The sequence below is a fragment of the Clostridium sp. BJN0013 genome (genome assembly GCF_040939125.1).
GTDB lineage: Bacteria > Bacillota > Clostridia > Clostridiales > Clostridiaceae > Clostridium_B.
The window spans coordinates 3273438-3287909 of the sequence record NZ_CP162495.1; the positions used below are offsets into that span (position 1 = coordinate 3273438).

Sequence of the window (14472 nt, forward strand, 5' to 3'; positions counted from 1 at the left end):
CTCTTCCCCCTGAAATGTCGTAATATTTATATTACTTTTACTATTAATTATATACTTCCCTTCAAAGCATGTCTGCATAAGAAGGTGCATTCATAACAAATTTAAATATTACAATAAATATTGTAATAAATCTTTACTTGGTCCGGATATAACTTCACTATTTACAAGCATTCCAGTTTCAAGTGAAATATTAACTCCAGCTTCTACTGCATTCTTAACTGCACTTACATCTCCTGTAAGAGTTACGAAGGACTTTCCTCCTACTCCTACTCCCATTCTAACTTCTATAAGCTGTACATCTGCTGCTTTAGCTGCCGCATCTGCTGCAACTATACCTGTTGCTATACTGAAGAATTCCATAACTCCTAAATCTTTTAATTGTGAAACACCTGTTGCTTCATTTATTGCAGGAATTACCTGTTCATGTACATTTGGAAGCAATAGTTTGTCTACTACATGCTGTCCTCCTATTTGTACTCCTGCTTCTATTGAAGCTGTAACAGCTCCTACATTTCCTGTAATTAATACAATGTATTTTCCTGGACAAACAGTCTTTGATAAAAGCAACTTTACTTCTGCAGCTTTTACCATGGCATCTGCTGTCTTCATTCCTCTTGCTATACTATTTAACTCTATCATTCCTATAGTTCTTACCATGATATCACCTCAACTTTTTATATAGCCTTTATGACTACATTTTCATTTACTTCTATAACTTCGCCCTTAATGCTGGCATGTACATTTGTTCCCATTTTCCCTTCGTCTATTGCACCTACCATCTGTCCTACTTCTACTGTATCTCCTACAGAAACTATTGCTGTAGATGGTGCACCTATACCTTGTTTCAATGGAATACTTACCTGTCCTGGAACTAATTCTTCTCCCTCTTTAATTGCCTGTCCCTTATATTTATCCATCTTTAATCTTGCAATTAATCTACCTGTCGGGATTCTCTTTTCTTCTCTCATTATTCTGCCTTCAAAATGGTCTGTTTCATTCTTCCATTTTATACCCTTTGCCATCATCTGTGCTTTAACATATGCATTCATTCTCCTTGGGGATAATCCCATAGGACATGCAAACATTTCACACACTCCACATTGACAACATATTATTGCTTCTTTTAGTGCTTCATTTCCTTCACTTAAAGCTATACCTCTCATTATCTTATGTGGATGCATAGGATGTCCAATTAAAAATCTTGGACACATATCTGTACAATAATGACATTGTATACAGGATGATTTTGCCTTATTTATCATATGGTCTATTGATATTGTTTCTTTTTGTGCTATAAGATGATTGCTTGGAATTACTATAATTCCTCCGTTAGTTTTTGTAATAACAGTGTCTTCTGCTTCCTCTTTTGAAAGCTTCTTTCCCATCATAGGTCCACCCATTACTACTATATAATCATCTACTGTAGTACCTCCACACTTGTCTATACATTCCATAACTTTTGTACCTATTGGAACTTTTATAATAGCAGGGCTTCCTACTTCTCCTATAACAGTTACATACTTGTATGTAACCGGTTTATCATTAATAGCATCAGCAATATTGACTACTGTACCTACATTTGATACCACTGCCCCTACGCTTGAAGGTATTGCTCCTGGTGGTATTGTCCTTCCTGTTACTTCATAAACCAATACTTGCTCATCGCCTGCAGGATAAAAAGCTTCACTTAAAAATAACTCTACTGTTGAATTTAATTTGTCTATGGACTTTTTAAGTGCTTCTATTTCAGTATGATAAGCTGATTTTAAGCCTATTACAGCATGTTCTGCTCCAATTGTTTCCCCTATTTTTTGTACAGTCTCTACTATCTGGTCACTATAGTTTCTCATCAAATATTTATCTGACTGCAGTAATGGTTCACATTCCAAACCATTTACTATGAAATATTCAACTTTGGTATTCAATTTTACATGAGTCGGAAATCCTGCTCCTCCAGCTCCTATAATACCTGCATCTTTAATCTTTTTTAGTAAATCCATCATTACACCTCTCTTCCCTCTAAAGTGTTGTAATATTTATATTACTATCTATGACATTATACTCCATTTTCTAAGCTCAGTAAAGAAATTTACAACTGTTAATCCTTTACTTATATTAGTGTCATAATATTATAAATATCATATAAACCTTCACTTGCAAATACAATGGGTACATACAACAAAGAACCCTCTTAAAAAATAAATAACAACATATATTCTAATCATAAACAACATTATTTAAGAATATATTCACTAAAACCAACTAAAGGAACTTGTACAAATCTTCATATTCCATATAAATCTTTGCCAAATCAATTTTAGAATTTCTACAATAATATTTTCGTAAACTGATAATTTTGATTCAATATTTGCTTTTTCTCACTTAACCAATTAAATTTGTACTTCTACTATCACCAATTTTAGTGCATACTTCATTTTTATTATCACATAAAATATTATTTTGAAAAGGATGCATTAAATTAAACTTTCGTTCCACTCAACGGAATCTACAATTCCTACAATTGAAGCATCTGTTGGTATATCTATAGTATTACTTGCTTTTCTTGCTCCACTTCCTGTAACAACAATAACAATTTCGTTAATGCCGGCACCTACTGTATCTATAGCAACCATAGGTTCAGTTTGTATTATATTTTCTTTTTCATCTAGTTTTTTAACTATTAGAAGTTTATTTCCTATGAGCTTTTCATGCTTCTGAGTAGAAACAACGTTTCCCACTACTTTAGCTAAAAACATACTTACTCTCCTTTTCTTAAAGTTTTTCAGTTTCTAACAATACTTTACAGTTATACCGTTATTATCTATATAATCTTTTGCTAAAGGAGTTATTAAAGCACCTTGCTTTACATTAATTTCCTTACATCCGTGAGCATTTTTCGTAATATCTTTCATTGTTATAATCCCTGATAACATTCTTTTGTCTTCAATTGTTTTCAGTTCATTTGAACTCGAATCTGAAGATACTTTTGGAATCTCACAAACTGTCGGTGTGTCTTTTACTCTTTCTACAGTATTACTTGCTTGTTCTTGTACAGTATTGTTTACTGGCTTTGTATTTCCTAATCTACTATTTATTTGTTTCTCTACTATAGCACTGATTAGATCTTCCATGCTTTCTTTATTCACAGGCTTACTCTTCTCGCTGCCATGTACAGTCCTGTGATTTATAAGAACACATTTTTCTTCTATTGCTTTCTTCAAGTTATTTCCTTCTACAAAATCAATTCCTAAACTACTCAAACTATCCTTGTAATTCAATATAAATTTATTATATGCCTTATTTTTACTAAGTCCTAAAGACACATTTGTAGGATTTTCAGGATCAAAACTATCTGTTACTGCAATTATTTCTTTACCCATCATAAGAGCTTCCGCTATACCTGTAGTAACCAAGTTATCTTGTATTCCAACTGCACATTTAGACAATGTATTCCTAGTCATTACAGGTATTACTACTAAATCATCTGCTTTTGTAGCATTAGTCAATTCTTCTTTAGATTCTATCACCTTTCCCTTTAAACTACTAATGTAAACTTCTGGAATAATGTTTTTGGCATTTTCTGTCATAACTATATCGTATTTTATAATGCCCATGGAAGAAAGAGATTCAAATATCTCTTTTAAGTTAACTTCTCCTCCAGATATAAACAAAAGTGCTCTTTTATTTAACATATTTACAATTTGAGTAACTATAGGTCTCAGTAAATCTTGAATATCCATTTACTCACCTCACTTATTTTTAAGTCATCTAACCCCTAGTCGCACTTTATAGAATACTTTCTAACTAAATTTAGTGTCATTCATAGCAATTCCCATAGGTGTTACTAAAAGGGGATCGTGTGGTTTAATAGTTTTTATACCTGTATACTTTTCAAATACCTTTTCTATATCTTTTAGACAACAGGTTCCTCCAACCAAATAAATTTCATTTACATTAAATCCCTTAATATGCTGAACAACTATATCTGCCATTTTTTCTACCACTGGCCTTACTAATGTAAACACTCTATTATAATTTTTCATATCAACTTTGTATTTCTCTGCCGATTCATAATCCATTTGAAGTGCTCCAGCTACAACTAAACTTAAATGATGTCCTCCAGTAGGTTCATCCGCTGAATACACTACTTCTCCATCTTGTAATATGGATATTCCTGTAGTTCCGCCACCTACGTCTACCACTGCACCATTTTTTATTTTTAAGACTTCAGAAGCTGCAGTTGGTTCATCTACTACATTACTTACTTGAAATTCTGCTGCTTCTACCACATTTTGAATAACCTTTGTATTCCCTGCACTTATTCCTGGTGGTATAGCCGTAGCAGCATATAATAATTCTCTGTTTAAAGTACCCTCCAATTTACCCTTTAACTTTCTAAGTATAGTTACGGCATTCAGATATTCAACAACTATACCATCTCTAACTACATTTGCAGAAAACAACTCTCCTGCCACTGGTCTATTATTTTCATCTAATACTGCTACAACAATATTAGAAGTACCTAAATCTACTCCAACTTTCAATTTATCATCTTTACCTACTGCCCTAGGATTTTTCATAACTTTCTCCATATCCATTATGAATGCATTAGCATCATCTAATATACTTTTTTTAACTGGTTTTTTAGGTACATTTTCTTTTACATCTTCTTTTTCAACTTCTTTTACATTTTCATTTGCAGCTTCTTTTTCTTTTGGAGTTTCTTTAGGCACATCACGTTTTAAAGATTTTTTAGGTGGATCATTCACTCCTAATAAAATTTTTGAAAGCTTTCTTGCCATATCATCACCTGCTTATTTTAATATTCTAATTAAAGCATTATTTTTTATCTCACACGCATTAGCTTCATCTGTGTCTATATGGAACTCTAAAGCGGATGTATCAGTTACTCTAACTAAAACATTCTTAAAAATGACCCCTTTATCTCCCATAGTTTCTACCTTTACTAAATCTCCATCTTTCACTCCGTAAACTTTTGCCTGCTCCGGTAACATATGAACGTGTCTATTAGCACATATAACTCCATTCTTAAGAATTATTGATCCCTTAGGCCCAATAACAGAAAGAGTCTCTGAACCTTTTAAATCTCCTGAATTTCTAACTGGTGCTTTTATACCAAGAGTACGTGAATCTGTTCTAGAAAGTTCAATTTGGCTGTAGCTTCTTATAGGTCCTAAAATTCTTACTTTAGGAAAGATAGCTTTTGCTCCTGCAATAGCAACAGTTTCATTTGCTGCGAACTGTCCTGGTTGCTTTACTGGACCTTTAACTGTTAATTCATATCCTTCACCAAATAAACATTCCAAATGCTCTTTAGTTAAATGGATGTGCCTATTAGATATACCTACAGGTATAGAAAATCCATCCTTATCAATTTCAGCTTTAGGTTCAGGCTTAGTTCCGGTTACAATTTTAGCTACTATATCTTGTATTAATTTTTCATTTATTTCTACCATAATTCATCACTTTCCCATCTTTTTATAATGAAGGCATAAATGCCTTGGCTGTCCTTTTCTCCTAGGGCATGCAGGATCACGACATATATTACATACTTCATTATCTTTAGCATTCTTTTTTGAAGAAACATGATTTTCTGCTTTAGCTTTATCTTTTTTAGTAGTTACTTCTGCATCTTTTTCCTTTGCTTCTTCATTAGAATTATTATTATTTGGCTCCATGCTTTCTTTAAGAGTCAAACTTTCTTCTGTGTTCTCAACTTTTTCTTTATCTGACTCTACATCTTTTTCAGGAGTTAAATCTTTTTCCAATTCTATATCTTTCTCAAGAGCTAAATCTTCTGGCTCTTTAGTTTCTTTTGGAGTTGAGTCCTCTTTTGATTCTTCAGCTTCTTCTGGAGCCGAACCTTCTTCTGATTTTTCAGTTTCCTCTGGAGCTGAATTCTCTTTTGATTCTTCAGCTTTTTCTGGAGCCGAACCTTCTTCTGATTTTTCAGTTTCTTCTGAAACTGAATCTTCTTCTAATTTTTCAGTTTCCTCTGGAGCTGAATTCTCTTTTGGTTCTTCAGCTTCTTCTGGAATCAAATCCTTTTCTGATTCTAAATTTTTTTCAGAAACTAAAGTTTCTTGTGCTTCTTTATCACAAATTAAATTTTCCTCTGGTTCTGTATTTTTAATTCCTACTGTTGAATTAGATTCTATAATCTTGTGTAAATTCTGTGCAGGTCTTGGTATAACAAGAGTTCCAACTACGGTACCTATTCTTTCTGCACTTACTTTTCCTGCATCAATGGCAGCTTTAACCGCTCCTACGTCACCTTCTATTTTAATTGCTACAAGTCCACCTGTTGTCAACTCATAACCTATAAGGGTTACATTAGCCGATTTCACACAACTATCTGCAGCTTCTACTGCTGCAGTCATTCCAATAGTTTCAATAACACCAATAGCTTCTCCATTCATCAAAATCCCCCCCTTGCTACATTATGGAGTTAATGCATAAATTTTAGAGAATAATTAAACTTCTTAAAAATATAAATGACTACAGAACTACTTTGTCCGTTGTTCTAATTTCTCATTACTTGCACTATAAATTGATCTCAAAGGTATAACTTTATAGAATCTTGAAGCGTTACACCCAATTATTCTATACCTACTTTATTCTTTCATAAATATCTAGAGTCCTTTATTAATAAGAGGGTGATTTTCTTTAAGTTTATAGCGATGAAGTACTGCTCCTATCGTTTTCAATCGCACTAGCTGTCTCCATTATAGATTTTTTCTGAAGCTTTACAGGCAAACTTATCTATTTTATTATAACCAAAAGCTACATTTTTAAATTGACATTATGCTACAACTTACCTCACTATATCTGGTATTTAAAATTTAAACACTCTCTTAAAATCTACAATTTTATCATATTCCTTTTTTCATATGATTCAATCGCTTCCCTAACAAGCTCAGCATTTAATTTAGCATTATACTTACTTTCAAGTTCGTCTGCTATTTCAATTAATTGCTGTTTTGTAGATTTATGAGGTTTTAAAGCATTATAAATTTCTACCACCCTATCATCTGGAACTACGGTAAGTTCAGCTGCTCTCATAAGATTTGCTGCAAGTTGAATATTACCTACAGATTCCGCTATTTGAGCCTGATATAAAAGTGTTTTTTTATTTATCTTAACATCATCTAAAGTTATTTTTCCACTTAACACATTTTCTAAGCTTATATCATTTATAGCTTTACCTGTACTTGTCTTTATAAGATCCGGTCTCTTTTTACCTAGGGGATAATCTTTTTTATTTACAACTTCACAAGATTTTCTACCACCATGAATTTCTTCAGATTTATATTTCTGTTGATTATTTTGAATAGATTCCATACTTTTCAAAACTTCTTTAACTATTTGTTCTATTAAATCATTACTGCTCATAGCTCCACTCCTATTCAAAATTTACTCATAATGTTTTTCAATCTGAAAATTTTTGTATACTTAATGGCTACTTGTGAAAATAGTTTTAAAACTATAACATAAATTAAGATAAATAATTAATATTTTTAAATCTTATGGGGTTCTAAAGCAAAATTTACATTCTTCAATTCATCCCATTTTTTTGCTTCTACCCTATAACCAGTTCCAGGTCCCATATAATCGTTTCTATCATTTATTGCACTTATAACATTATATTGTTCATCAAATATCGAAGACTGATGCAAATAATCTCCTATCAATCTCTGTTTAAACATGTTAAGTATACTTTCAGCAACATCAGCAAAGCCTCCATTATAAAGTCCCTTAACTATATCTAATATTGTAACGCCTTTATCTAACAATTTTTCAATTGCCTTCAAATCTTCTTCTACATTTCTAGCTGGCATATCTCTACTACCATGAGCATAAGTTGCAGCTTCCACTTCTTCATCAGTTATAGATGGCAATCCTAATTCCTTGAACAAAGCCTGAATTGCTCTAGCAGACTTATTCCTAACTGCTATAACTTCTTCTTCCTTAACAGGCTTAAGTCCCCCATCAATTCTTAAATCTCTTTGCAAAATTAACCAGTCATCATAATTTTCTGCATTCCAATTTGAATGTGTAAACACATTATCGTAACTTGGAGTAGAATTATACCCCGGAGATACAAAATCAGCTCCAGGTAGAAATTGCAACATAGCTTTTGAAGTTTTTCTGATTTCAGAATTTGTAAAAACTTGCTCATTACCTGATACAACCTCTAAACCAAGCATTTCAGTTATAAGGCTCTTTCCTAGAATTGCTTTTATACCTTCTGGTACTGCTGCTGAAACACCAGCAGCATTCACTAACCCATTTTGCAATCCTTGAACTCCTGTACCTTTAGCCATCATTATACACCTTGCTTCTAAATAAAGCATTGATTTTCCCTCTGAATATCCCATTTGAACTTCAGAACCAATGCTTGAAGAAAATCTCATTTTAAATCCTCTCGAAGTATATGCTGAAGCTAAGAAAGAATTAGACCAAGGAGTATCATCACCCTCTACAAATGCACTTTCTGTACCATATACAGATATAGTTTCTACATAAGAAGCAAAACCAAGCATACCTAATTTAATTTTCGTAGCATCTTCCAGTAAACATTGCGTTAATACCCCAGGCCTTCCTATCTGAGAACCTATTAAGATTGAAATCGCATTAAAAAGGGTATATCTTAACATTCCTGCTCTTGTTTCCATTTCTGCAAAACCTCTAAGGGCTCCCTCCGCTGAATCTGCTGCAATTTGAACAGGATTATCCCGCAAATTAGTCACACATGCTTGGTTTGCAGGTGTCCTTCTGGCCTTCATTTTCTGAAGAGCCATCATCATTTCCACTACATTTAAGTTACTAATTACTTCTACCAATTTTGCTGCTGTAAGTGAATTAGTTATATTCATAATTTCATCTCTGGAAATATTTATATCCACCAACATTCTAGCAATATCCAGTGAATCCATTGCCATAGCTTTTTCTGTATTTTTTACATTGATTGAATGATCTGCAAGAAAGATATCTATAAAATCAAACTCTTCTCTCCTCTTTCCATCCATCTCAATTATTTTTCCATCTTCCACTTTAACACTTGGAATAGGATCATTAGGACTTTCTATGGCCACAAGTCCTATTTCGGGCCATTCTTTCACAAAGCCATCCTTATGAATTGACCTTTGCTCTAATACCTCAAATCTTTCAGATCTCCTCATTAACTTACACCACCCTCTTAGATATAAAAGTTAGTAGTAGAAACAGAACTTTGTCCCAATAACTTTAAAACATACCACATCTGTCTCTTACTTCTTGGGCGGCAATTACTGATTGTGTAACAGTACTTAAAATTCCACTCAACACTATACTTTTAATTCTTGTTCAAGTGGTTCTTCTACTGCCCTTTTTCATCAGATACATCTTTAGCAGTTACTTATAAATGATTAACAACCTCATGTTTAGCTTTAACCTCTGTAATTTTTCATATTCAACACCTACAGCTTTTTCTGCAAATCCAATTATTATTAACGGAGCCCTTATAAACTAAATTCATTTCTTTAATGTATCACTCAAATTTCATAGGTCAAAATTTTTCAAATTATGCTTTCATTAAACTGACTTAAAACCTTTTCGATTAAATCATCACCTAGTATAACTGCCTTTATTAATAATCAGACTTGATTTATTAACCAATTTTAGGTAATATTTTTTCAACATCTGTATGAGGTCTTGGAATAACATGTACTGATACAAGTTCTCCTACTCTCTGAGCTGAAGCAGCTCCTGCATCTGTAGCAGCTTTTACTGCACCTACATCTCCTCTTACCATAACGGTTACAAGTCCTGAACCTATTTGTTCTTTTCCTATTAATTGAACATTTGCTGCCTTTACCATTGAATCAGCTGCCTCAATAGCTCCAACTAATCCTTTTGTTTCAATCATACCTAATGCTTCTTGTCCCATAAGAACACCTCCATGAAATTTAAAATTATTTTATTAATATTTTTACATTTTCTATTGTATATTATTTTTACATACTTATCTTGCAAAATATTGTTTAGTTTAATACCTATATTAACTATTTAAAATTGTATTTTTTATATATATTTATGTACTTTCTTTACATCTTCATATACTAACATAATAATGAAGAAATTTTGGAAAATACATAAACAACTTTAGTAATACAACAGCAACAACATAAAGTAAATTAAAGATTGTATCTGATAAATAAAATTATACATCATTTTATAAATAAAATCATTAAATTTTTATAGATTATTTACTAATATCATTAACAAATAAAAAAGACTTTTCCACATTTGTTTAAAAATTAAAAAATTAATTATAATACACATATGCATTTATTTATCCTTTATTTTATGTGAATTTTTATTAATTTGAATCTTAAATATTATAAAGTAGTGTTTTTTCTGGATTTATATTTTGTATGCAACAACTCATGAGATTTATGTCCTAAAGGTTCCCCTAAAAATTCACTATATAATTTTTGTATACTTGGATTCTCATGAGACTTTCTATAAGAAAGATTAGAATCATGATTATAAAGTCCTTTTTTCCTAGCATCATAGGCTACAGACTTATCTGCTTCAAATATAATTTTAGGCTGCCCTCCTCCACTTACACAACCTTCAGGACATGTCATAACTTCTATAAAATGCATATCGCATTTTCCCTTTTTTATCGCATCCAATACCTTTTTTACATGCTTCAACCCTGAAACTACTCCTACCTTTAATTTAAAATCTGCTAATTTCACTTCTGCAGTCCTAAATCCCTCTCCCCCTCTGATATCAGTAAGTTCTATGCTAGGAATGGGCTTCTTAGTATATAATTCATATCCTGTTCTAAGGACCGCTTCCATTACTCCCCCAGTAGAGCCGAATATGGTTCCTGCTCCAGTATACATTCCTAGTATATCATCAAATTTATCATTGGAAAGAGTACTGAAGTCAATACCAGCATCTTTTATTAAATGTGCTAACTCTCTTGTAGTTATAACTACATCTACATTCTTATATTCATGATAATTCATCTCCTCTCTTTCACTTTCAAATTCCTTACAGGTACAGGGCATAACAGCTACATTATATATCTTAGCTGGATTTACTTTATTTATCTCAGCTCCATAGCTCTTAAAAATAGCACCAGCCATCTGTTGCGGAGATTTACAACTGGAAAGATGATCTAAAAGTTCTGGATAAGTTTGCTCCATATATTTTACCCATGCAGGACAACAGGAAGTAAACATAGGTAAGGTTCCTCCTTTTGTTATCCTATCTAATAGTTCACTACCCTCTTCCATTATAGTAAGATCTGCGCCAAAATTTGTATCATACACCTTATCAAATCCAATTTTTTTAAGCATAGCTGCCATTTTTCCCTCACTTAAAATTCCAAATGGCAATCCAAATTCCTCTCCTATAGCAACTCTTACAGCAGGTGCACACTGTACAATTTTGAATACATCTGTGTTCCCTAGTATTTCCTTAACATTTTTAATTTTGCTTGTACTATATGCTGCAAAAAGAGGTTCATCTACATTGTCCAGTAATCCCCTATCAAATAGTTTTTTACTCATAGGGGTAGCAACATCGTCATATATAGAATAATATCCTTTACATATTTGAATACATTGTCCGCACATAATACATTTTTCTACATCTATCACTTGTGGTTCACCTTGTTTGCCTTCTATAGCATCCACCGGACATACATTAGCACATCGCCTACAACCTGTACATAATTCTCTATCTATATTTATCATGGAAGTATTAGTCCACATATCTAACATTCCTTTCTTTATCAAATTTTTATAACCTATAAATTAAATCTTTTTATTTCATTTGCTTATGAGGTTTTTTAATATTGCAATCTCCATTATAGTCCTTATTTTCTTCCCATTTTACTAATTTCAAAGCTTCCTCTAGACATTCTTCAATGCAGGTAGGTTTTTTGCCTTCTTCTATGCATAAGTCACATTTATAAGCTACAGCACTAACTTTAGGTTTAATCCTTCCTTTAGTCACCTGACTTTCAATTCTTGGTAATAAATTCACAGCCCCTACTGTACACACCAACATACAATTTTTACATCCTATACATTTGTCTTCTTGCACAAATATAATTCCATCATTTTCAACTATAGCCTTTACAGGACAAACATTCACACAAAGAGCTTCTGTGCAATGTCTACATTGTACAGGCATTGTAAAATGCTCCCCTTTCACAAGAAATAATCTTGGAACTACCTCATTATTCATAGTTCCAATAGTACCTCCTGAATTATTTTTTCTATGCTTTGCAGCACAAGCAATTTCACAGGCTCTACATCCTATACATTTATCTGGGTCTGCAATTACAAAAGAATTTATATACTCTTTCACTCAACTTACCACCTTTCCTATTTTAAGACATATAACTTTAAATACTTTCAAATACATTGTTTATAGACCTAACTGCATGTTTTCTTTTACACTTACTGCAATAAATTTTTTCCGGTTGCCCTATTCCTAACTTATCGTAGGCATATTTAATATGATCCTCCGTGGCAAAATATTCTCCACAGCAATCACATTTAACCATTTTAAACTTATTGCCCCATATTTTTCTTTGTTCATTTTTATCTATAATTTTTATGGCATTAGTTGGACATACATTAGCACAGGAACCACACCCTATACACTTTTGGGAAGCTTTATCCAAAATATTCAATTTCTTATATATACCCTTATTAACTAAAGAAAGTACTCCTATCCCCACTGCTTTACAGGCCTTTACACAAAGTCCACACAAAACGCAGTCTTCTCCTTTGCTTAACTTAAATCTATTTACTTTTCTCTTCTCCACTTTAAAAGCTTTAGCAAACTTTTCTATTTCCTTATTATCAGGACATCTAGCTTGAAGTAACATAGCTATAGTTCTCCTCATCCTCTTTATCTTATTTGAATCAGTCATAACTTCTATTTCTTTATTTGCAGGATTTGCAGGAGATATACAAGAAGCTACAATTTTAGATTCTTCTCCATCCACGATCTCTACTATACAGAGTCTGCAGCTTGCTAAGCCTGGCAAAGCATCACTGTGGCATAAGGTAGGTATATATATGTTATTTCTTCTAGCTACTTTTAATATAGTATCTCCTTTTTCAGTTTCATAATCTTTACCATTTATTACAATTTTCATTTTAAATTCACCTCTTTATAAAATCTTAATAGCATCGAACCTACATATATCTATGCAGTTACCACATCTAATACATTTACTCTCATCTATTTCATGAGGCCTTTTAAATTCTCCTACAATACAATTATTATCACAGTTTTTTTTACACAAGTTACAACCCATACACTTGTCTTTATCTATATAAAAAGTAGTAAGATTTTTACATATTCCTTGTCTACATCTTTTATTTTTTAAATGTTCTTCAAATTCGTCTCTAAAATATCTAATAGCAATCATTATCGGATTTTGTGCACGTTTACCAAGATTACATAAAGAAGCTTGACTAATAACATAAGACATTTGAAGCATATTCTCTATATCTCTTTCCTTTGCAGTGCCTTCACAAATATCAGTAGCCATCTCCAGCATCCTCTTTACCCCTTCTCTACAGGGCATACATTTTCCACAAAACTCTTTACTTAAAAAACTTAAGTAATCTTTAACCACATCTACCATACAATTTCTATCACCCATAACAATTTCTGGTTTCATTTCAAGTATTACTTCCTTTAAAGCTTCATATCCACCTTTTTCAATATATTGATCTATAGTAGTTGGATCTATATCATCTACATTTTTAAGTGCTACTTTATACTGTCTTTTATAAAATCCACTTTCATGATAATCTTTTAGTTTTTCCTTCATAGACGGAGTAGCTTTTATCAATCTGCTAACAATTTCATCATTTATAACTGTCCTTTGAATTATTTCTTCAACATCTTTAATCTTAACTCCATAGTAGGTTATATTAGGATAGATTTTAACCACAGGGCCCTTATCACATATTCCACTGCATACACTAGATGTCAGTTTAGCTGACACCTCAGCATCAATTTCCATCTGTTGTATTCTATCTCTGAATTCTTCAAAAATTGACATGCTATTTTTAGCTATACATCCTGTTCCACAGCATACATAAATTTTCTTTTTATTGCCCATAATTTTTCACCTCTATAATTTATCAATATTATTAATTAATTCCACTTAATACTCTCACTGATATACTCAATTAGCTATCTGTAAGTTTTAGTTTATATTATTTTAAAACTAGCATCACTATTTGTAAACGACTTCATTTTTATAACAATTACCACACTTAATAAAAATTAAAATATTAACAATAGATATAATTTTTATATAGTATATATGAAAATTATCCCTATTATACCTACTAAATTTATACCTATTAATATACTCCCCTTTCACATATTAAATTTTTTGTAAATACCTGATTTTTATAT

General features: G+C 32.0%; 14 protein-coding genes. All 14 read right to left on the reverse strand.

All coding sequences use genetic code 11. The features are described from left to right. Positions 1–108: 108 nt before the first annotated feature. Complete coding sequence (locus tag AB3K27_RS17015) at positions 109–657, reverse strand: BMC domain-containing protein (RefSeq protein ID WP_368488555.1); 549 nt, start codon at positions 655–657, stop codon at positions 109–111. Between the two features lie 17 nt (positions 658–674). Next, positions 675–2000 (reverse strand): 4Fe-4S dicluster domain-containing protein, encoded by a 1326-nt coding sequence (locus AB3K27_RS17020; protein ID WP_368491268.1) that lies wholly within the window; start codon positions 1998–2000, stop codon positions 675–677. A gap of 474 nt (positions 2001–2474) precedes the next feature. Further along, positions 2475–2756 carry a EutN/CcmL family microcompartment protein gene (locus AB3K27_RS17025; RefSeq protein WP_011989415.1) on the reverse strand — a complete coding sequence of 94 codons (282 nt, stop codon included), beginning with the start codon at positions 2754–2756 and terminating at the stop codon, positions 2475–2477. Between the two features lie 33 nt (positions 2757–2789). Beyond that, the gene (locus AB3K27_RS17030) at positions 2790–3740 is read right to left on the reverse strand and encodes a flavoprotein (RefSeq protein WP_368488556.1); all 951 of its coding nucleotides are present in this window, start codon (positions 3738–3740) and stop codon (positions 2790–2792) included. A 60-nt stretch (positions 3741–3800) separates the two neighbouring features. Beyond that, entirely contained in the window at positions 3801–4802 is a 1002-nt protein-coding gene (eutJ, locus tag AB3K27_RS17035) for an ethanolamine utilization protein EutJ (protein ID WP_368488557.1), read from the reverse strand. Positions 4803–4814: 12 nt separating this feature from the next. Continuing rightward, positions 4815–5477 carry a phosphate propanoyltransferase gene (locus AB3K27_RS17040; RefSeq protein WP_368488558.1) on the reverse strand — a complete coding sequence of 221 codons (663 nt, stop codon included), beginning with the start codon at positions 5475–5477 and terminating at the stop codon, positions 4815–4817. Between the two features lie 6 nt (positions 5478–5483). Then, positions 5484–6440: a BMC domain-containing protein gene (locus AB3K27_RS17045; RefSeq protein ID WP_368488559.1), complete on the reverse strand. Its 957-nt coding sequence runs from the start codon at positions 6438–6440 to the stop codon at positions 5484–5486. Between the two features lie 442 nt (positions 6441–6882). Then, the gene (locus tag AB3K27_RS17050; RefSeq protein WP_368488560.1) at positions 6883–7413 is read right to left on the reverse strand and encodes a diol dehydratase small subunit; all 531 of its coding nucleotides are present in this window, start codon (positions 7411–7413) and stop codon (positions 6883–6885) included. Between the two features lie 125 nt (positions 7414–7538). Further along, the gene (locus tag AB3K27_RS17055) at positions 7539–9203 is read right to left on the reverse strand and encodes a propanediol/glycerol family dehydratase large subunit (protein WP_368488561.1); all 1665 of its coding nucleotides are present in this window, start codon (positions 9201–9203) and stop codon (positions 7539–7541) included. A 467-nt stretch (positions 9204–9670) separates the two neighbouring features. Continuing rightward, positions 9671–9949, reverse strand: coding sequence for an ethanolamine utilization microcompartment protein EutM (gene eutM / locus AB3K27_RS17060; protein WP_073537908.1), 279 nt, complete (start codon positions 9947–9949; stop codon positions 9671–9673). Positions 9950–10400: 451 nt separating this feature from the next. Then, positions 10401–11774, reverse strand: a complete 1374-nt coding sequence (locus tag AB3K27_RS17065; RefSeq protein ID WP_368491269.1) for a [FeFe] hydrogenase, group A — start codon at positions 11772–11774, stop codon at positions 10401–10403. A gap of 70 nt (positions 11775–11844) precedes the next feature. Next, positions 11845–12393: a 4Fe-4S dicluster domain-containing protein gene (locus tag AB3K27_RS17070; RefSeq protein WP_368488562.1), complete on the reverse strand. Its 549-nt coding sequence runs from the start codon at positions 12391–12393 to the stop codon at positions 11845–11847. Between the two features lie 37 nt (positions 12394–12430). Continuing rightward, positions 12431–13192: a 2Fe-2S iron-sulfur cluster-binding protein gene (locus AB3K27_RS17075; protein WP_368488563.1), complete on the reverse strand. Its 762-nt coding sequence runs from the start codon at positions 13190–13192 to the stop codon at positions 12431–12433. Positions 13193–13207: 15 nt separating this feature from the next. Beyond that, a complete protein-coding gene (locus AB3K27_RS17080; RefSeq protein WP_368488564.1) occupies positions 13208–14170 on the reverse strand; it encodes an NADH-ubiquinone oxidoreductase-F iron-sulfur binding region domain-containing protein in 963 nt (320 codons plus the stop codon). Positions 14171–14472 lie beyond the last annotated feature (302 nt).

Bases quoted from the DNA above. Each gene is read 5' to 3' on its own strand.
- AB3K27_RS17015 (WP_368488555.1), bottom strand. From the start codon at position 657: ATGGTAAGAACTATAGGAATGATAGAGTTAAATAGTATAGCAAGAGGA.
- AB3K27_RS17020 (WP_368491268.1), bottom strand. From the start codon at position 2,000: ATGGATTTACTAAAAAAGATTAAAGATGCAGGTATTATAGGAGCTGGA.
- AB3K27_RS17025 (WP_011989415.1), bottom strand. From the start codon at position 2,756: ATGTTTTTAGCTAAAGTAGTGGGAAACGTTGTTTCTACTCAGAAGCAT.
- AB3K27_RS17030 (WP_368488556.1), bottom strand. From the start codon at position 3,740: ATGGATATTCAAGATTTACTGAGACCTATAGTTACTCAAATTGTAAAT.
- eutJ (WP_368488557.1), bottom strand. From the start codon at position 4,802: ATGGCAAGAAAGCTTTCAAAAATTTTATTAGGAGTGAATGATCCACCT.
- AB3K27_RS17040 (WP_368488558.1), bottom strand. From the start codon at position 5,477: ATGGTAGAAATAAATGAAAAATTAATACAAGATATAGTAGCTAAAATT.
- AB3K27_RS17045 (WP_368488559.1), bottom strand. From the start codon at position 6,440: ATGAATGGAGAAGCTATTGGTGTTATTGAAACTATTGGAATGACTGCA.
- AB3K27_RS17050 (WP_368488560.1), bottom strand. From the start codon at position 7,413: ATGAGCAGTAATGATTTAATAGAACAAATAGTTAAAGAAGTTTTGAAA.
- AB3K27_RS17055 (WP_368488561.1), bottom strand. From the start codon at position 9,203: ATGAGGAGATCTGAAAGATTTGAGGTATTAGAGCAAAGGTCAATTCAT.
- eutM (WP_073537908.1), bottom strand. From the start codon at position 9,949: ATGGGACAAGAAGCATTAGGTATGATTGAAACAAAAGGATTAGTTGGA.
- AB3K27_RS17065 (WP_368491269.1), bottom strand. From the start codon at position 11,774: ATGATAAATATAGATAGAGAATTATGTACAGGTTGTAGGCGATGTGCT.
- AB3K27_RS17075 (WP_368488563.1), bottom strand. From the start codon at position 13,192: ATGAAAATTGTAATAAATGGTAAAGATTATGAAACTGAAAAAGGAGAT.
- AB3K27_RS17080 (WP_368488564.1), bottom strand. From the start codon at position 14,170: ATGGGCAATAAAAAGAAAATTTATGTATGCTGTGGAACAGGATGTATA.